The organism is Peribacillus sp. FSL E2-0218, assembly GCF_037992945.1.
Taxonomy (GTDB): domain Bacteria; phylum Bacillota; class Bacilli; order Bacillales; family DSM-1321; genus Peribacillus; species Peribacillus simplex_B.
On sequence record NZ_CP150304.1, the window covers coordinates 2,380,956 to 2,398,823 of the forward strand.

Below are 17,868 nucleotides of genomic sequence, written 5' to 3' on the forward strand. Positions count from 1 at the left end.
ATGATCGGAAAAATTCTTATCGCAAACAGAGGGGAAATTGCATCACGCATTATTCGTACATGCAAGAAAATGGGCATAAGCACGGTTGCGGTCCATTCGGAAGCTGATGCCGATGCGCCATTTGTAGGCTTAGCGGATGAATCTCATTCATTGGGCGGCTCGAGAGTTCAGGAAAGCTATTTAAACGTCAACAAGATTTTGGAAATCGCTAAAAATACCGGAGTGGATGCGATTCATCCGGGATATGGATTTTTGAGTGAAAATGCAGATTTCGCGCGTTCATGTGAAGAAGCTGGTTTACAATTCATTGGTCCGAAACCGGAAGTGATCCAGCAAATGGGTAATAAAGTAGAGGCTCGGAAAAAGATGGAGCAAGCGGGTCTTCCGTTGGTTCCGGGTTTTTCCCGACCATTGATCGATGCTGCTGAAGCGGCAGCCGTTGCCGAAAGGATTGGTTATCCCGTCATGCTGAAGGCGGCAGCGGGTGGCGGAGGGATCGGCATGCAGGCCGTTTCCAATGAAGATGAGCTTTCGAAAGCATTTGAAGGAAATCAAAAACGTGCCCAATTGTTTTTTGGCAATGGAGATATGTTCATTGAAAAATTAATTGAAAAGCCGCGTCATATCGAAATTCAAGTTTTGGCGGATACTTTTGGCAATGCCGTTTACTTGTGGGAAAGGGAATGTTCCGTTCAAAGGCGCCACCAAAAGGTCGTGGAGGAGGCACCTTCATCTTTCCTGGACGAAGAGACAAGGAATAAAATGGGGTTGGCTGCCGTTAAGGCGGTAAAGTCGATCGGCTATAGCAATGCAGGCACGCTTGAATTTTTGGTTGATGGAGATAAAAATTTCTATTTTCTAGAAATGAATACGCGCCTTCAGGTTGAGCATCCTGTCACGGAAGAAATTACCGGATTGGATTTGGTTGAACAGCAAATTAACATTGCATCCGGCAAAAAACTGGATTTCACGCAAGCTGACATTAAAAAGCATGGACATTCCATTGAAGTGCGCATATATGCCGAAGATCCGAAAACATTTTATCCGGCACCAGGGACGATTACAAGCCTGAACCTTCCTGAAGGCGATGGAATCCGTCATGAAATGGCGGTTCACGGCACCTCCGTCGTGTCGCATTTTTATGACCCGATGATTGCCAAATTGGTCGTGAGCGGTGATTCGAGGGATAAAGCCATCGAGAGGTTAAGAGAAGCATTGGATACTTATAAAATAGAAGGCATTAAATCGAACCTTCCCTTGCTTTTGCAAATCATCTCTCATGACGCTTTTGCCAAAGGAGATACGACTACCGATTTCATAGATAAATATATTAAAAAACTAACCGTATAAAACGTGACATAAAAACATATATGATCAGGAGGAATGAAGGATGGCAGAATTAAAAGCGAGCATGGCAGGAAGCGTATGGAAAATCGTAGCGAATGAGGGGCAAAGTGTAACGGACGGGGAGGATATCGTCATTTTGGAATCAATGAAAATGGAAATCCCGATTGCCGCAGAGGGAGCGGGCACTATTAAAGAACTTAAAGTGAATGAGGGGGATTTCGTCAATGAGGGTGACGTATTGGCCGTCATCGAATAAAGGAGGAATAAAATGAATTGGCCTGAAAAAGTGACGATTAAGGAAGTCGGTCCGCGGGACGGTCTGCAAAATGAACAAGTCATCATACCAACGCAAAACAAAATTGATTGGATCGATCAGCTCTCTGAGACAGGTCTTTCTTATATAGAAGTGACATCCTTTGTACACCCGAAGTGGATTCCCCAATTGAGCGATGCCGTCCAGGTGGCAAAGGGTATAAAGCGAAATCCTGATATCACCTATGCCGCACTCGTCCCGAATGAAAGGGGGCTTGAGGCGGCGCTTGAGGGGGAAATTGATGAAATTTCAGTTTTCATGTCATCAAGTGAAACCCATAATCTTAAAAACATCAATAAATCGATTTCCGATACCCTTCCAATATTGAAGAAGGTCATCGATGGAGCAGCAAATAGCGGAAAAACGGTCAGGGGGTATGTGTCAACCGTTTTCGGCTGTCCATATGAAGGGGAGGTATCAATGGAACAAGTCTTCCGGGTGTGTGACCAATTGTTTGACTACGGAATCAGTGAAGTGTCACTGGGAGATACGATAGGGGTTGCCTCGCCAAGACAGGTTGCCTCGTTCCTTGAAAATGCCGTGAAAAGATATGATCTCAGCCGAATTGCCCTTCATTTCCATGATACAAGGGGCATGGCATTGGCCAATGTCCTCCAAGCGCTGCAGTATGGAGTCGACACCTTCGATTCTTCACTCGGTGGTTTGGGCGGCTGTCCATATGCACCAGGTGCGAGCGGCAATGTTGCTACGGATGACCTGGTCCATATGCTACATAATATGGGGATCCAAACAGGAATCAATCAAGAAAAACTAATCAAGGCAGCCTCGATGATGCAAAGCTGTTTGGAGAAACCTTTGCCTAGCCATCAGATGGCTGTATATAACGCGCAATAAGACGATAGGAGGGTAACGGATGACTTCGTTGATTGACATAAGCCGTGATGATAAGGGTATCGCCATCGTCACATTAAATCGGCCTGATGCTGCCAATGCTTTATCGACGGAATTGCTTCATAATCTACTTGAGGGCCTGAATGAATTGAAATCGGCAGCCGATTTACGAGCAGTCATAGTAACCGGATCCGGTGAAAAGGCATTTTGTGCAGGTGCGGATCTAAAGGAACGGGCAGGGATGAATGAGGATGAAGTCAAGGAGACGGTGAAGCTGATCGGCGATACGATCACAGCCTTGGAGAACCTGCCAGTCCCGGTCCTTGCTGCCATTAACGGCTCGGCCTTTGGCGGCGGTTTGGAGCTTGCGCTGGCTTGTGACATACGCCTTGCCTCGGAAACGGCAAAGATGGGACTGACGGAAACGTCATTAGGTATCATTCCTGGGGGAGGCGGTACTCAGCGCCTGCCCCGAATAGTCGGAATGGCGACGGCAAAAGAGCTTATATATACGGCAAAGCGTCTTGATGCAAAAACGGCACATGAACTGAAAATCATCAGTCATCTATATCCTGCCCAACAATTGATGGATGAAGCGAAAAAGCTGGCAGCCGAAATTGCCCGCAACGCTCCATTAGCGCTCAGGGCGGCAAAAGCGGCGATGAATCAAGGGGTGGATACAACCCTTGAAAACGGACTGCAAATTGAAAAAGACTGCTATCAGACAACTCTAAAAAGCCGTGACCGACTGGAGGGCCTGGCAGCATTCAAGGAAAAACGCAAACCGGTATTTACGGGGCAGTGAGCTCGAATGAAGGAGGAAAATCGATGGTGACGACTGATAAATTAACGGAAACGGTAGAAACGATCAAAAAAGGCGGTTTAGAAAAATATCACCAAAAAAATGCTGAAAAAGGAAAGCTTTTCGTACGTGAACGTCTGGAGCTCTTATTTGATGAAGGGGTTGAAATAGAGGACGCCTTCTTTGCCAATTGTGCCAATGATGGCCTTCCGGCGGATGGGGTCGTTACAGGAATCGGAAAAATAAATGGTCAGAGGGTTTGTGTCATGGCCAATGATTCGACCGTTAAAGCCGGTTCTTGGGGAGCAAGGACTGTCGAGAAAATCATCCGCATCCAAGAAACCGCAGAAAAACTGCAGCTGCCGCTACTATACTTGGTCGACTCTGCAGGGGCAAGGATTACCGATCAAGTGGAAATGTTTCCGGGACGCCGCGGTGCAGGACGCATTTTTTATAACCAAGTGAAGTTATCCGGAAAAGTCCCGCAAATCTGTCTATTGTTCGGCCCTTCAGCAGCAGGAGGGGCATATATCCCAGCTTTTTGTGATATTGTCGTGATGGTCGAGGGGAATGCTTCGATGTATTTAGGTTCACCGAGAATGGCGGAAATGGTCATTGGCGAAAAGGTGACCGAAGAGGAGATGGGCGGGGCTAAAATGCATTGCTCCGTTTCAGGATGCGGAGATGTGCTGGTGAAATCGGAAGAAGAGTCGATCGCGTTTGCCCGCAAATACTTAAGCTATTTTCCAGGAAATTATCAGGAAAAGCCTGCACCTGTGAAGCCTGAACTTCCAGAGCAATTTGACAAGACGTTGGAGGAATTGATTCCGAAAAATCAGAACGCCCCCTTCAATATGTATGATTTGATCGACCGGGTCATAGACAAGGAGTCGTTTTGTGAAATCAAGAAGCTTTTCGCCCCCGAATTAATTACCGGGCTGGCCAGGCTGAATGGGCAGTCCATTGGGATCATTGCCAATCAGCCGCGTGTCAAAGGCGGGGTATTGTTTCATGATTCAGCAGACAAGGCAGCGAAATTCATCAATTTATGTGATGCCTTCCATATACCGTTATTGTTCCTTGTGGATATTCCTGGATTCATGATCGGGACGAAGGTCGAGCAGGCAGGCATCATTCGCCATGGTGCGAAAATGATTTCGGCCATGAGTGAAGCCACGGTGCCTAAGATTTCTGTTATTGTCCGTAAGGCTTATGGCGCCGGGCTATATGCGATGGCCGGCCCCGCTTTTGAACCGGATTGCGTTCTTGCCCTGCCAACGGCGCTGATCGCCGTCATGGGGGCGGAAGCTGCAGTCAATGCCGTTTATGCCAATAAAATCAATGCAATGGAAGCGGAAGAAAGGCCTGCCTTCATCGCCCAGAAGCGAACTGAATACAATGAAGACATTGATATTTATCGTTTAGCATCCGAGATGATCGTAGATGGCATCATCCAGCCCAATGACCTGAGAGCTGAGTTGAGTGTCAGGTTTGAGGCGTATGGAAGCAAACAATTGACATTTACGGAGCGCAAGCACGGAGTCTATCCCGTCTAAATAGGCATGGAAAAAGTCCGGTCATCATCATGATCGGGCTTTTTTTGTGGGTTAAAGCCAAAATGAAAGATTTTTCGAACAATAAGGAAATTTCTTTTCGTTTGAAGTTGCTAAATGATCGCTGAAGGAGTACTATAATTAGTAATTAATGATTTACTAATTACCTCAGTCCCATACTTAGTGAAAGAAAGTGAGAGTTGCCATGGTCCAGCATGAAAAACTGAAGTATATTACTCCGGACGGATACACCGCGGATATTGCGATCTTTACGATTACGACCAAGAAAACGGCGGAAAAGGCACCACCTGAAATGTTTTTGAAGCTATTATTGATCAAACGTGCCACAAATGACAAAGAAGGAAATCCGAATATTGAGGGAGATAAATGGGCGTTGCCCGGCGGCTTTGTGAATGCCAAGGAGACGGCCTATGAAGCCGCCAAACGAGAATTGAAGGAAGAAACGGGTGTAGCGGGATTCCATGTCGAACATTTCGGTGTTTATGACCGGCCAGGACGCGATCCGAGAGGGTGGATCATTTCCAACGCCTTTTATGCCATCGTGCAGGAAGAGTTTCTCCATCATAGAAAAGCGAGTGACGATGCGGCGGAGGTTGAATTGTTCACGGTGCAGGAAGCTTTGCAATTGGAGCTTGCATTTGACCATGAGTCGATCATCCATGATGCGATGAACTTATTGAAAAAGGAAATGGTGCAAACGACGATAGCACAAAAGTTCCTGCCAGAAGAATTTACTCTATCTGAACTGCAGCGGGTCCTGCTGACAGCAAGAGATGATGCGAAGATTAGCGCGGATTCGCTTTTTTATGCCAAGGCGCCTAAACTTCCGTTTTTGGAGAAAGTTTTGGATGAAAAAGGCATGCAGAAGAAAACAAAACGCAATTCATATCGGCCATCACAGCTTTACCGATTTAATGCAGAGGTTGTCACCGACTCCATTTATTATTAAAGGGGGAATACCTGTAATGGGAAAAAAGGCATTGATCAATATCGATTATACGTATGACTTTGTGGCGGATAAGGGAGCATTGACCTGCGGGAAACCAGGCCAGGATATCGAGGAGGTACTTGTCGGTATAACCAAGGAATTCATCAAAAATGGCGACTACACCGTATTTGCCATTGACTTGCATGATGAAGGAGACCGCTTACATCCTGAAACGAATTTGTTTCCACCGCATAATATTAGCGGTACAATGGGTAGGGACTTATATGGGAAGCTAAAAGAAGAATATGAAGCAAATAAAAATCGAAGTAATGTTCATTATATAGATAAAACACGTTATTCGGCATTTGCAGGAACGGAACTTGATATCCGCCTAAGGGAGCGGCACATTACCGATGTGCATTTAGTCGGGGTGTGCACAGATATTTGCATTTTGCACACGGCAATCGATGCTTACAATCTAGGCTATAATATCTTCGTATATGAACATGCAGTGGCTTCGTTCAACGATAATGGCCACGAATGGGCGCTTGGTCATTTTAAAGGATCTCTTGGCGCAACCATTCTATCATAGCCAACATGCAACAGAATAGAAGGGAAGTATACGCTTCTCTTTTGGGAGGAACTATCCATGGAAAAAAAGTACAACGACGACAGTTACGCCTTACACACCGATCTATACCAAATTAATATGGCCCAAACATACTGGCAAGATAAAACTCATGAGCGAAAGGCCGTTTTTGAGATATTTTTCAGGAAGCTTCCATTTAACAGCGGCTATGCGATTTTTGCCGGACTTGAAAAAATCGTTCATTACCTGCAAAACTTCTGCTTCTCTGAAAGTGATATCGACTATTTGAAAAACGAGCTGCATTATGATGAAGAGTATTTGGATTATTTGCAAAACATAAGTTTTACAGGGACGATTCGCTGCATGAAAGAGGGAGAGCTCGTCTTTGGCAATGAACCGATTTTACGAGTGGAAGCACCTCTTGGTGAAGCCCAGCTGATTGAAACGGCTTTACTGAACATTGTGAACTATCACACACTCGTAGCTACGAAAGCTTCGCGCATTAAACAAGTCATTGGTGATGAGTCCGCCCTTGAATTCGGTTCAAGAAGGGCACAAGAAATGGATGCGGCCATTTGGGGAGCGAGAGCCGCCTATCTTGCTGGTTTCGATTCCACAAGCAATGTCCGTGCGGGTAAACTGTTTGGCATCCCAGTTTCAGGAACGCATGCCCATTCCATGATCCAGGCTTATAAAGATGAATATACGGCATTCCATAAATATGCCGTTTCCCACAAGGATTGTGTTTTCCTCGTCGATACGTATGACACTTTGCGCTCAGGCATCCCAAATGCAATCCGGGTCGCCAAGGAGCTGGGGAATAAAATCAATTTCATCGGCGTCCGCCTCGACAGCGGCGACTTAGCTTACCTATCGAAGGAAGCAAGGCGAATGCTCGATGCTGCTGGTTTCCATGATGCGAAGATTGTTGCATCCAATGATTTGGATGAATACACGATCATAAACTTGAAGCAGCAAGGCGCCAGAATTGACATTTGGGGCATCGGAACCAAATTGATCACAGCTTATGACCAGCCAGCATTGGGCGCGGTCTATAAAATGGTTTCAATAGAGGGCGAAGATGGGAATATGAGAGATACCATCAAAATTTCTTCAAACCCTGAAAAAGTGACGACACCCGGCTTGAAGCGGGTATACCGGATCATCAATAAAGTGAATCACCATGCTGAAGGCGACTATTTGGCCATGGAATATGAAAAGCCGCAGGATCAAGAAAAACTAAAAATGTTTCACCCGGTCCATACCTTCCTTAGTAAATTCGTCACCGACTTCGATGCGGTGGATCTGCATGAGGATATTTTCAAGGACGGCCGTTTGATCTATGATTTGCCATCCATTGATGAAATAAAGGCCTTCACCAAAAAGAATCTCCAAGTACTATGGCCAGAATACCTTCGTGCACTCAATCCTGAAGAATATCCGGTGGACCTTAGCCAGGATTGTTGGGATAATAAGATGAGGAATATTGATGAAGTTAAAGCAAATGTAGAGAGAATGCTTAAGAAATGATCAATCAATTTCACTAAGAAAGAGGGTCTATGCGAATGCGTCCATTACAAAAAGAAATCGTAACGAAATTGCTAGTTCAACCAACGATCGATCCTGAAGTTGAATTCAGGAAAAGTGTGGATCTTCTGAAAGGATATTTGAAGAAAAATACATTTCTGAAAAGCTTTATACTTGGAATATCCGGAGGGCAGGATTCGACTCTGGCTGGTTATATCGCCCAGACAGCTGTCAATGAATTGAATGAAGAAACGAACGGAAATGAATATAAGTTTGTCGCTGTAAGCTTACCATATGGTGTCCAAGCCGATGAGGATGATAGGCAGCTGGCGTTGAAATTCATCAAGCCAAGCCAAACGGTCACCGTCAACATCAAGGCTGCCGTCGATGCATCCGTTCAGGCTGTGGAAGACGCTGTGCCCGAAAAACTATCGCATTTCTTAAGGGGCAACGTCAAGGCACGCGAACGGATGAAGGTGCAGTATGATTTAGCAGGTCTATATAAAGGTGTCGTGCTTGGAACAGACCATGCAGCTGAAGCCATCACAGGTTTCTTCACGAAACATGGAGATGGCGCTGCCGACCTGATCCCATTGTACCGATTAAACAAAAGGCAAGGAAAGGAAATCCTGAAATTCGTCGGTGCTCCTGAGCGCCTATATACGAAAGTTCCAACTGCCGATTTGGAGGATGACAAACCGCTGATTCCGGATGAGGTGGCATTGGGCGTTAGCTACGACGAGATCGATGATTATCTTGAAGGGAAAGAAATCAGGACGGAAGCTGCCGAAATCATTGAAGGATGGTATACTAAAACCGAACATAAACGCAATGAAGCGATTAACGTTTACGATACTTGGTGGAAATAAAGGCTAGATGAAGCCGGGAATCCTCTCCGGCTTCATTGGATGAATATAAAAATCCCGCATCTGTTTTTTTGATACGGGATTTTTTTAGGCAAACACCTTTACTAAAACATCAAGATTGAAAAATAATGTACCGACAAAGGGGTGTATTACATGTCCACCGTCAATATGGAACTATCTACATTGATTAATGAAGCTAGCAAGGAACTGGAATTCTCGGGTGTAATTGGCGTGAAGGCGGAAGATAAGCTAATTTATTGTTCGGCACACGGTTATTCCAATCGATCGGACGAAATCGTGAATACGACGGAAACAAGGTTCGGAATCGCTTCTGGCTGCAAGCTGTTCACCTCGATCGCGATTTGCCAACTGATTCAAAATGAATTACTCACATTGGACTCGCGAATAAATGAATGTCTATCGTTCGAGTTTCCACATTTCCCCCCACAGATAACGATCCATCATCTTTTGACACATACTGCCGGTATTCCTGATTACTTTGATGAAGCTGTGATGGAGGACTTCGAAGAGCTATGGCAGAAAAATCCGATGTACCATATAAAAAAATTAACGGATTTCCTGCCAATGTTTCAGGATAAGGCGATGATGTTCAAGCCAGGGGAAAGATTTCATTATAATAATGCCGGTTATATTTTATTAGGGTTGATCGTAGAGCAACAGTCACGACTTGAATTTTCCGAATATATCGATAAATTCATTTTTCAACCCTGTGATATGAAAGGTTCCGGTTACTTCTCCCTGGACAGTCTGCCTGAAAACACGGCACTCGGGTACATAGACGAAGCGGACGGAACATGGAGAACGAATGTATATTCGCTTCCTATCAAAGGCGGGGCGGATGGTGGGGCGTTCATTACGGCAGCGGATATGGTCAAATTTTGGGAAGGTCTCTTTTCCAATCGATTGCTGAATCGAGAATATACCCATGTATTATTGCAGCCCCACATTTCGACGGACGCTAAAGGCAATTACTATGGGTATGGGCTATGGATCAGCAAGAAAAATGGCGAGATATTCAAATATCACATTATGGGATATGACCCTGGTGTAAGTTTCCATTCCGCTGTCTATCCAGCCCACCGCCTCACAACCGTGATTTCTTCGAATGAAAGCAGCGGCCCATATGATATAGCTTGCTTGATCGAGAATGAACTATAACGGTAGGAAGATTTATTATTCATATGCATGGGCATTAGGGGGTGAAGAGCATGCTGCCTGCGCTATTTCCGATTGCTATAGTAGGCCTTGTCGGGCTTGTTGGTTTTAAAATGTTTTTCAAAAAAAAAACGCCTTCTAACGGGTATACACCTTACGATGATATGGTGATGGGGAGAAAAGATGAAGGAAAAAGAGAACAGCGGGCACAAATTTCAAACCTTGGAGAATGAAGGGCTGGCTGTTTTTAAGTAAGCCCCTTGCTATAAAAAGATGGAAAGGACCGATCAAAGAATTTGTATAGTTAAATAGCTTGAAGTAGAGTATATTTAATATACATGAATCTAACTGGTAGTTTAGGGTGGAGGGTCTTTTTACGTTATGAAGGCAAGATATGAACTGGCAAACATGAACTTAACATTGAGTAATGTCACTTTGCGCAATGCAGCGGATAGTTATGTTCTTTTGAAAGCGGCAGATGAGCAAAAGAATGAAATTACGATCAAGCTTTCCCACGCTCAAGCTGAATTTTTAGAAGCGGAATTACGGGAAGTGAACCGCCGTCGCCGGGAAAATGGTCCAGACCTATCTGGGTACGATCGGGAACATATTGATGACGACGATTCGTTTAATTTATTCAGTATTGATATATTTAATGAAACTGAACCGAAGGAATGAACACGATTATTTCGCCTGAAACCTGTTTTTGGGTGTTCATAATTGCCGATAAAGCTAAACAAGGTGACACTTCGTTACCTTGTTTTTGATTGCGTGAGGAACTTTTTTAGCACAAGGAATATCGATGAGGCGACAGCAAAAAACAGGAAAAATACGATAAAGCCCCAAAGGCCTACTGCAGCATCTTGAAATTCCATATTTCCCCTGCTGGTAAGGGCTTGCTGTATTTCAATTGCGAACACCAACACGACCATGACGGTAAAAGTATATAGAAAAGAAAGGATTGTAATCCCAAAGCGCATCCGGGAAATGATGGTCGATAAAATGAATACGAACAAAAAGATGATGATACCGATGATTCCCATGATCCAAAAATGGAGATCTTTGTCCGTTGCATTCGAATGTAACGTGTCACTCACAAAAAACAGGATGAAATCGTGAAGATTATTTACGATTTCTGCTAATATCTCGATGAATTCTTTCATTTTTCACACCTCCAATCCTTAGATTATAGCAGGTTATAAAACTATATAGAAGTGGAAGGTCATGTCATGAAAAAAGCAAGCTGAAATGTCATGGCAGCCAATACATAGTAGAAAGCTGGTGTATCCCATGAACAATATAATCATGCCCATAGTGATAGTAGCGTTACTCGTTTTGGTTGGTGTTTTTATGTATAAGATTATAAAAAAATGAGTGGTGGATAAATTTCAGCGTTGGAGGATAAGAAATGAATGACAAACATAATCATGATGTAACGATAATCGATTTTATGAAAACGGGACATAATACTTGTTTTGTTAAGGTATCCGGTTTTGATGCTGGAATTGAAAAAAAATTTGAAGGCGAAGTAAAGTTTGTCGGTGATGTGCCCTATGGAGATTTGTTACATCCCCAAAGGTCACATTTGTCTGGAAGCTGCAGCGAATTCGTGCGGAGCGTTTTAATGCACAAGTATAACGAAGGACAGTTTGAATAAATCTTTGTTTAAGATTGGCAATAAAACGCTTATGAATATCGCTAAAATAGGATATTTTTCCCTATTTATCTCCTGGACTTCAATCTCTTATAATCTTACATAAGGAAAATATATAGGTGATAGAAGAAATACACTATTTACGAGGTGAGTTTCATGGTTTATGCAGATATTTTGAGTCAAATGCATTCTGCAATATCCAGTAAAAAGGCTAATATAAATGAAAAAATTGACCGTCTAGTAAAGGCGAAAAACGAAATTATGGAAGAACAAAGTATGTGCCTTAACGAAATCAGGAACATAAAAACTCCCGAGCTAGGAAAAAACTGGACAGGGGAGCGCTCGGATAAATTTCAAGAAGCCCGTCAGGACGCTTATCAGGTGATGTTCGGTGTCATACATGACGATTATGATGATTATCAATGGAAAATCGAAGCGATGATCACCAAGCTCAATGCCGAGAATACGCTTCTGAGTATAGCAGGGAATATAGCCCAAGAAGCCGACCACCTTTTAAACAAAGGAGAAGAGGCATTCGAGCAGGTGGAAAGTAAAATTGCCGATTTAAAAAGGCGGTTGTTCTAACAGAATATCGCAGATAAAACCCGCTGTATTGATTGATAAATCTCAAAAATCGTAGATAAACCCGCTGTATTGGTTGATAAATCTCAAAAATCGTAGATAAAATCGCTGTATTGATTGATAAATCCGAAAAATCGTAGATAATACTGCCAATTAGGTTCAAATATCCTGAATTTTGGGGTTGAAACGACAGTTAGAGCGATAACATTCCATTTCAGGGGTTAAACAGCAAGTACCGAAAAAAGGATTTTTTAAATTATGGCTACTTGTCCACACCTTCCATCAGTCCAAGCATATACAATAGTAAGGAGGGTGTTAGGATGAAGACAAATTGTTGTTATGTGGAGAAATGTTATGAGAAAAATGACCCTTGTACTGTATGGGTTCCTAGAAAATGCTGCAAATGCAATAAGTGCAAAAACAAACACCGGTATTAATAATATTTGGGTGAAGCAACTGTGTAAAGCAGTTGTGAAGTAGGGACTGTCCGAGGGACTGTCCTTTTTTTATTATGAATCAGGAAAAATGGACGATATCATTTGAAGAAGAAAAAACACCCAACCGTGATGACTGAGTGTTTTTGCTAATCTTTTTTTAAGATTTCCTTGCTATGTTGAATGATTTCTTTATTTTTGTTAATGGCTTCCACATTGTTTAGCTTGACATGGTCGGTGATCAATTCGTTATCTTCCATATATTCAAGCAGCAATTCGACGGATTTATCCAATAATCTTTCCAGAGAGATATCCCTTTCTTCTGCCAAACGAGTGAGCCTGATATGTAAATGAGTTGCCAGTGATGAAGCGAGAGGATCTCTACCTTGGTTCATGTGCATTCCCCCTTTACCATTACTAGTTCTATTATATGGCTTCAAGAGCTCGAAGGCAAAATAAAGTCATTGATCAAAGCTTATTCATATTACGGAGGGGAAATAAGGGGAATGGAATAAGCTTATTAAGATGCAAGGATCTCCTTTTGAAAGATAAATGTTGTATAATGAAGGTATATTTTACATTAGGAGGAAAATCATTTGGACCATTCCGGCGGATTAATTGGACTTTTTGCAATAGTACCAATATTGTTATACCTAGGCCTTCTTATTCTCAGTATTTATTTTGTTATAAAGATAATAAAATTCATCAATGCCAAAACTAAATTGGATCAGCAAAGAAATGAGAAGCTTGATGAACTGATCAAGGTTATTGGGAACGGCAACGAAAAATCGGAATAACAAAAATGAAGCACAATCCGCTTATGGATTGTGCTTCAGTTTGTAGACAAAAGGGGTTCGGAATTAAAAAATTCCGAACCCCTTTTGAAATTCCTTTGAAATTTTGACCAAAGGTTACGAGATTTGGGCTCTTCGAGCCACTATGTTAAGCCGTTTTAGGACCTTGCCATGTCCAAGTGGCCATCTTCTTTACATTCATGGCAGCGAAAGTAAGCATCGCCTGCATCGACAATTTTTTAAGTCCCCTTAAAGTAGTCCAACGCATACCATGCTTTTCTTTTGCATCTGCGAATACACGCTCAATCGTTTCTTTGCGTTTCGCATATATAGGTTTTACCTCTTGATGATGACGCAGATGATCTGCTTCTTCCACATATGCTTGCCAGATATGCCGTGTCACTACTTTTTGATGGTCTTTGCTTTCCGTACACCGTGATAAAAATGAGCATGTTGCACAAATTTGTTTGGGCGATTTGTACTCGCGATAGCCCTCTTTATTTGTTGTTGAGTACTTTAAAGTTTCTCCCGAAGGGCAAAGGTAACAATCAAAGTGTTCATCGTAAACATAGTCATGTTTGCGAAAGAATCCTTCTTTTGTACGAGGACGTGTATAGGGTAAAGCAGGTGTGATTTCTTTGTTAAATAGGTAGCTTGTAATCGCTGGTGTTTTATAAGCTGCATCTGCGGCAACTGCTTCTGGTTTTCCAACTTTCTCAATCACTTGCTCAACAAGTGGCTCCAAAATATGACTGTCATGTGTATTACCAGGTGTTACAATCGTTCCCAATACAAAACCGTTGCCGTCTGCGGCCGCATGGAATGAATAGGCAAACTGTTTTGTTCGTTCATCTTTCACATAGTAGCCACTCTCAGGATCCGTAGTACTTTCTTTAATTGCTTTGGTTTCTTCCTTATCAAATTTATCTGGTGGAAAAGGCTTCTTTCCGTGGTTTTCACGATCTTGATTGATTTCTTCTTGAAGACGTCCTTGATACGCTCGTGTTTCTTTACGAACGATTTTCTTTTCAAATTTCCGTTTATTCGCACTGGCTTTCACATGTGTGGAATCCACGAAAACGTGTTCTACACTTATTACCTTTTTATTAGCAGCTGTCATTAAAATGCGACAGAAAATCTGTTCAAACAGGTCTGTATCTTTAAAGCGTCGCTCATAATTTTTTCCGAACGTAGAGAAATGAGGTACTTTATCATGGAAACCATAGCCTAAGAACCAACGGTAAGCCATATTGGTTTCAACTTCTTCAATCGTTTTACGCATGGAACGAATACCGAAGGTATATTGAATGAAAGTGAAGTCAATGGCAGCCTCCATTTTACGAACCAAATGGTTCGGTGGCACCAGTTGATCTAAAGTAATCATTTCAAGTTGATCTCGCTGAATAGAATCATGTTTAGAAAGCATCCTCATCACCTCAAGTTTTAATACTTCAATTTTAAAACAAAAATGACTCCAGTCAAAAGTGTTCTATCTAAAAGGTAAGACAAAGTTGATTGGAACGGAAGGTACGAGACTCCTGCGGGAAAAGCGCGTCTAGGGGAGACCCCGCAGGCAAAGCCGAGGAGGCTCCCCGACCGCCCGCGGAAAGCGAGTGCCTGGAGTGGAAATCAACGTCTAAATTGTACAGGCCATAAAAATAGACAAACTCGATTTTCATCGAGTTTGTCTACAGTCTGAAGCACAATCCGCTTATGGATTGTGCTTTTTTATTTTTGGGCTTGGAGAACGAACGAGACACGCTGGGGCCTATTCATACGGTATAGCCACGAGAATTAAGAATGGAAGAATCTGTATACATATGGTGACATTTCTTGAGTTAATTTGAAATGCCCCTCATATGAAATTGCTTTCTGTATTGAATGGGGGATAACGCTTATGCTCTTTAAATCTCCTGATGAAATAGCTGAAATTCTCAAATCCAACCATGAAGGAAATATCCAAGACTTTTAAATCGCTGCTTTTTAACAACTCGGCCGCTTTCTCACATATTCATTTATATACGTAATGAGCGTTTTACAATTGAGTGATGAAAATATTTTGAAAAAATTTTTTATTCATATTAAAAGGGAGGCTAAGTCATCAAGCATTATTTTTTTATCGTAATTCTACTGGATATAGATGATAACTTTTTTGATATTTTCCTGTTTTTCTTTTACGTTTGTTTGTAATTCCGAAAAATGCTTGCCCTCAAAAGCGCTACTATAATCTCCAGCAGCATAATTATAATAAGTAATGCTGTTATTTCGAATTGTTTTTGATTGGTTTTAATGATGGTTAGTAATCTATCAACTAGATATTTTTGTAACAGCCCGTCAATTTGAGCGGAAGATGGGAAACTCAGGTACCCCTTAGTTATAGGTGTAACAATGGTATAATCGTAAGTAATCTCAGATGGGAATGAATAAGTATCATCAGTATTTTGCCACGCCTTTATTTTTATGTAGCACTTGTACCCGAATACTCCTATGTAATAGTTTCAAGACGGGGGAAGAATTGCTCGTGGTGATTAAAGAACAGCGAAATAAGTTTATAAAGCTCGTCAACTAGATCTGCTCGATGAAACTATTTCCGGAAGATTAACATTGTGAGGGCTTTTTTTTGTTGCAAATATAAACACTTAATTAATTCTAGGTATTTTTGGGGGAAAAGGCGTATATTGTATTGGATGCGCTTCAAAAGGATTATTTTAAAAATAAGCCCATTCAGTTTTTGCAGGTTGATGTAATTCCTGATGTAACATACTATCAGTTAATCGACCATTCATTGGATGATTTTCTTGATAATTTTTACGAAGAAAATTATCCAGCAATATACGAGTTAGAACAAAAAGCGTTTACAGATTGGTTCGGTCAATGTTGGAAAAAATCATGCGGGGATATATTGAATGTACCATGTTTCTTTGTTTTCCACGACGATACTAAATCATATGAGTTAAAAAATAATCAATGGATTGATGATGAAGAAAAATGGTCATAATAAACGATGAAGAATGCCTATATATAGGCATTCCAGTTTGTAGACAAAAGGGGTTCGGAATTATTGATTCCGAACCCCTTTTAGAATTCTCTTTAAATGTTCGCGGATAATATATTTTCGTTTCAACATGACAAATTGTTGTCTTGTTACATTCTTTAAAGAAAAAGAGAAATGGGAGGGTAAAACGTTAAATAATTAACTACCTTTGATGCTCATTAGGTCTTAACGAGTCAAATACGGATTGGCCCAAACAAATATGGAATATGAGCTGCTGGCTTCAGTTCCTGGATTCGATTTTTCCTTCACTTTTTAAATATTGAGAATTTTTATCGATGCTTCTCCATGGTTCATTGTACTTTTGGGAAGCCTCTTTGTTATTCCTTTCATGAAAGCCGCATCTTAGTATGAATTTTGAAATCTTTTTTGGAGTTTTTTGGGAGAAATATTATATTCTTTTTTGAAGAGTCGATAAAAACTAGAATAATCTAGGAAACCGCAATGTAAGGCAACTTTCTCTATGGATATCTGATTTTTCTTAATCATCGTTACGGCAAAAGATAGGCGTTTTAATGATACGTAACGGTAAAAAGGAAGGTTCATATTTTTCTTGAAATAATGTGAAAAATAATATTTATTTAAATGAAAATGATTCGCTACAATGTCTAAACTTAAATCCTGATCTGTAAAATGTGATTCGATATACTCTACTATTGATAGGAATCTTTGGTCCAGTTCGTCCTTATTTCCGTGACTAGCCTTACTATTAGAGGAATCGAAGATCGTTTGGAGCACCTGAAATAATTGATAGTTTAATGTGAAGGGGAGATTTTCTTCGCCTTTATCAATGTTTTGAGTGATTTCATCTAGTAAAAAAATAATTGTCTGGAAATGCTTTGTATGTAAATGTAACACGTGTGTATCTAATGTTTTTTGATAAATGATATTTTCTTTCATCGTTGGTGAACTTGAAAGGAAGTCATTCAGCAAATGCTCACTAACGCTAATAATGATTCGTTCATATCTGTCCATTTTCTTAACATTTGCCTTATGAACAGCATAGGGAGGGATGATGACGACATCGCCTCTCTTTAAGGGATAAGTTTTTCCTTCGCAAAAGAAGTCACATTCTCCATCTAAAAAAACGAGCACTTCTAAAACATCATGCTGATGCAATTGGAACAAGGACTCGATTTTGGAAAATTCCTCAGGAGATTTATCATGAATTTTGAGCCAATCATGGGATGGATGTTTTTTGCTAAAGTAATGAATGTTAAACCCTCTATTGATGACAGGAATTAGATTAGATTGCTTCATATTTCGTCAACCTCTCAAATAGCAACAATTGCAATGTTTTGAGCAATTTACGCCATTTATTTTTAACTTTTAGTTGTTATTATAACAGTAAAGAAAGCGATATCAAATTTATTGAACA

General features: G+C 41.5%; 21 protein-coding genes. 16 read left to right on the plus strand and 5 right to left on the minus strand.

From position 1 onward, the window contains the following. The 12 genes from MHI53_RS11490 (at window position 1) to MHI53_RS11545 (ending at window position 10,652) form a co-directional block, all read left to right on the plus strand. On the plus strand, window positions 1-1,350 hold the full coding sequence (locus tag MHI53_RS11490) for an acetyl-CoA carboxylase biotin carboxylase subunit (RefSeq protein ID WP_061141458.1): 1,350 nt from the start codon (window positions 1-3) through the stop codon (window positions 1,348-1,350). A 40-nt stretch (window positions 1,351-1,390) separates the two neighbouring features. Beyond that, window positions 1,391-1,603: an acetyl-CoA carboxylase biotin carboxyl carrier protein subunit gene (locus MHI53_RS11495; RefSeq protein WP_061141457.1), complete on the plus strand. Its 213-nt coding sequence runs from the start codon at window positions 1,391-1,393 to the stop codon at window positions 1,601-1,603. A 12-nt stretch (window positions 1,604-1,615) separates the two neighbouring features. Then, the gene (locus MHI53_RS11500) at window positions 1,616-2,515 is read left to right on the plus strand and encodes a hydroxymethylglutaryl-CoA lyase (RefSeq protein WP_061141456.1); all 900 of its coding nucleotides are present in this window, start codon (window positions 1,616-1,618) and stop codon (window positions 2,513-2,515) included. Between the two features lie 19 nt (window positions 2,516-2,534). Further along, complete coding sequence (locus MHI53_RS11505) at window positions 2,535-3,317, plus strand: enoyl-CoA hydratase (protein WP_340373530.1); 783 nt, start codon at window positions 2,535-2,537, stop codon at window positions 3,315-3,317. 23 nt (window positions 3,318-3,340) lie between these two features. Then, window positions 3,341-4,870: an acyl-CoA carboxylase subunit beta gene (locus MHI53_RS11510; RefSeq protein ID WP_340373531.1), complete on the plus strand. Its 1,530-nt coding sequence runs from the start codon at window positions 3,341-3,343 to the stop codon at window positions 4,868-4,870. Window positions 4,871-5,072: 202 nt separating this feature from the next. Continuing rightward, window positions 5,073-5,837 (plus strand): NUDIX domain-containing protein, encoded by a 765-nt coding sequence (locus MHI53_RS11515; RefSeq protein WP_340373532.1) that lies wholly within the window; start codon window positions 5,073-5,075, stop codon window positions 5,835-5,837. Between the two features lie 16 nt (window positions 5,838-5,853). Then, on the plus strand, window positions 5,854-6,408 hold the full coding sequence (locus MHI53_RS11520) for a cysteine hydrolase family protein (RefSeq protein ID WP_340373533.1): 555 nt from the start codon (window positions 5,854-5,856) through the stop codon (window positions 6,406-6,408). Between the two features lie 57 nt (window positions 6,409-6,465). Then, the gene (locus MHI53_RS11525) at window positions 6,466-7,935 is read left to right on the plus strand and encodes a nicotinate phosphoribosyltransferase (RefSeq protein ID WP_061141451.1); all 1,470 of its coding nucleotides are present in this window, start codon (window positions 6,466-6,468) and stop codon (window positions 7,933-7,935) included. A 35-nt stretch (window positions 7,936-7,970) separates the two neighbouring features. After that, window positions 7,971-8,801 carry an ammonia-dependent NAD(+) synthetase gene (gene nadE / locus MHI53_RS11530; protein WP_061141450.1) on the plus strand — a complete coding sequence of 277 codons (831 nt, stop codon included), beginning with the start codon at window positions 7,971-7,973 and terminating at the stop codon, window positions 8,799-8,801. 150 nt (window positions 8,802-8,951) lie between these two features. Further along, window positions 8,952-9,977, plus strand: coding sequence for a serine hydrolase (locus MHI53_RS11535; RefSeq protein ID WP_340373534.1), 1,026 nt, complete (start codon window positions 8,952-8,954; stop codon window positions 9,975-9,977). Window positions 9,978-10,027: 50 nt separating this feature from the next. After that, complete coding sequence (locus MHI53_RS11540; protein ID WP_061141448.1) at window positions 10,028-10,207, plus strand: DUF3951 domain-containing protein; 180 nt, start codon at window positions 10,028-10,030, stop codon at window positions 10,205-10,207. Between the two features lie 148 nt (window positions 10,208-10,355). Continuing rightward, on the plus strand, window positions 10,356-10,652 hold the full coding sequence (locus MHI53_RS11545; protein ID WP_100532298.1) for a hypothetical protein: 297 nt from the start codon (window positions 10,356-10,358) through the stop codon (window positions 10,650-10,652). Between the two features lie 74 nt (window positions 10,653-10,726). Here MHI53_RS11545 and MHI53_RS11550 read toward each other — a convergent pair whose 3' ends face one another. Beyond that, window positions 10,727-11,137, minus strand: a complete 411-nt coding sequence (locus tag MHI53_RS11550; protein WP_061141446.1) for a hypothetical protein — start codon at window positions 11,135-11,137, stop codon at window positions 10,727-10,729. A 245-nt stretch (window positions 11,138-11,382) separates the two neighbouring features. Between MHI53_RS11550 and MHI53_RS11555 the strand changes: the two genes are divergently transcribed. Beyond that, complete coding sequence (locus tag MHI53_RS11555) at window positions 11,383-11,631, plus strand: hypothetical protein (RefSeq protein WP_340373535.1); 249 nt, start codon at window positions 11,383-11,385, stop codon at window positions 11,629-11,631. 153 nt (window positions 11,632-11,784) lie between these two features. Continuing rightward, a complete protein-coding gene (locus MHI53_RS11560; protein WP_061141444.1) occupies window positions 11,785-12,213 on the plus strand; it encodes a DUF5082 family protein in 429 nt (142 codons plus the stop codon). 580 nt (window positions 12,214-12,793) lie between these two features. Here MHI53_RS11560 and MHI53_RS11565 read toward each other — a convergent pair. After that, complete coding sequence (locus MHI53_RS11565; protein WP_061141443.1) at window positions 12,794-13,039, minus strand: hypothetical protein; 246 nt, start codon at window positions 13,037-13,039, stop codon at window positions 12,794-12,796. Window positions 13,040-13,240: 201 nt separating this feature from the next. Here MHI53_RS11565 and MHI53_RS11570 point away from each other — a divergent pair, with 201 nt between their 5' ends. Continuing rightward, a complete protein-coding gene (locus MHI53_RS11570; RefSeq protein WP_061141442.1) occupies window positions 13,241-13,441 on the plus strand; it encodes a hypothetical protein in 201 nt (66 codons plus the stop codon). Window positions 13,442-13,586: 145 nt separating this feature from the next. Here MHI53_RS11570 and MHI53_RS11575 read toward each other — a convergent pair whose 3' ends face one another. Both MHI53_RS11575 and MHI53_RS11580 read right to left on the minus strand, forming a co-directional pair. Beyond that, window positions 13,587-14,864, minus strand: coding sequence for an IS1182 family transposase (locus MHI53_RS11575; RefSeq protein ID WP_340373536.1), 1,278 nt, complete (start codon window positions 14,862-14,864; stop codon window positions 13,587-13,589). Between the two features lie 429 nt (window positions 14,865-15,293). Further along, window positions 15,294-15,386: a hypothetical protein gene (locus MHI53_RS11580; RefSeq protein ID WP_340373678.1), complete on the minus strand. Its 93-nt coding sequence runs from the start codon at window positions 15,384-15,386 to the stop codon at window positions 15,294-15,296. Between the two features lie 735 nt (window positions 15,387-16,121). On the opposite strand from MHI53_RS11580, the gene MHI53_RS11585 reads away from it, so the two are divergent. Next, a complete protein-coding gene (locus MHI53_RS11585; RefSeq protein WP_340373537.1) occupies window positions 16,122-16,436 on the plus strand; it encodes a hypothetical protein in 315 nt (104 codons plus the stop codon). Between the two features lie 399 nt (window positions 16,437-16,835). Here the strand turns inward: MHI53_RS11585 and MHI53_RS11590 are convergent, their stop codons facing one another. After that, window positions 16,836-17,750 carry an AraC family transcriptional regulator gene (locus MHI53_RS11590; RefSeq protein ID WP_061141963.1) on the minus strand — a complete coding sequence of 305 codons (915 nt, stop codon included), beginning with the start codon at window positions 17,748-17,750 and terminating at the stop codon, window positions 16,836-16,838. Window positions 17,751-17,868: the final 118 nt, after the last annotated feature.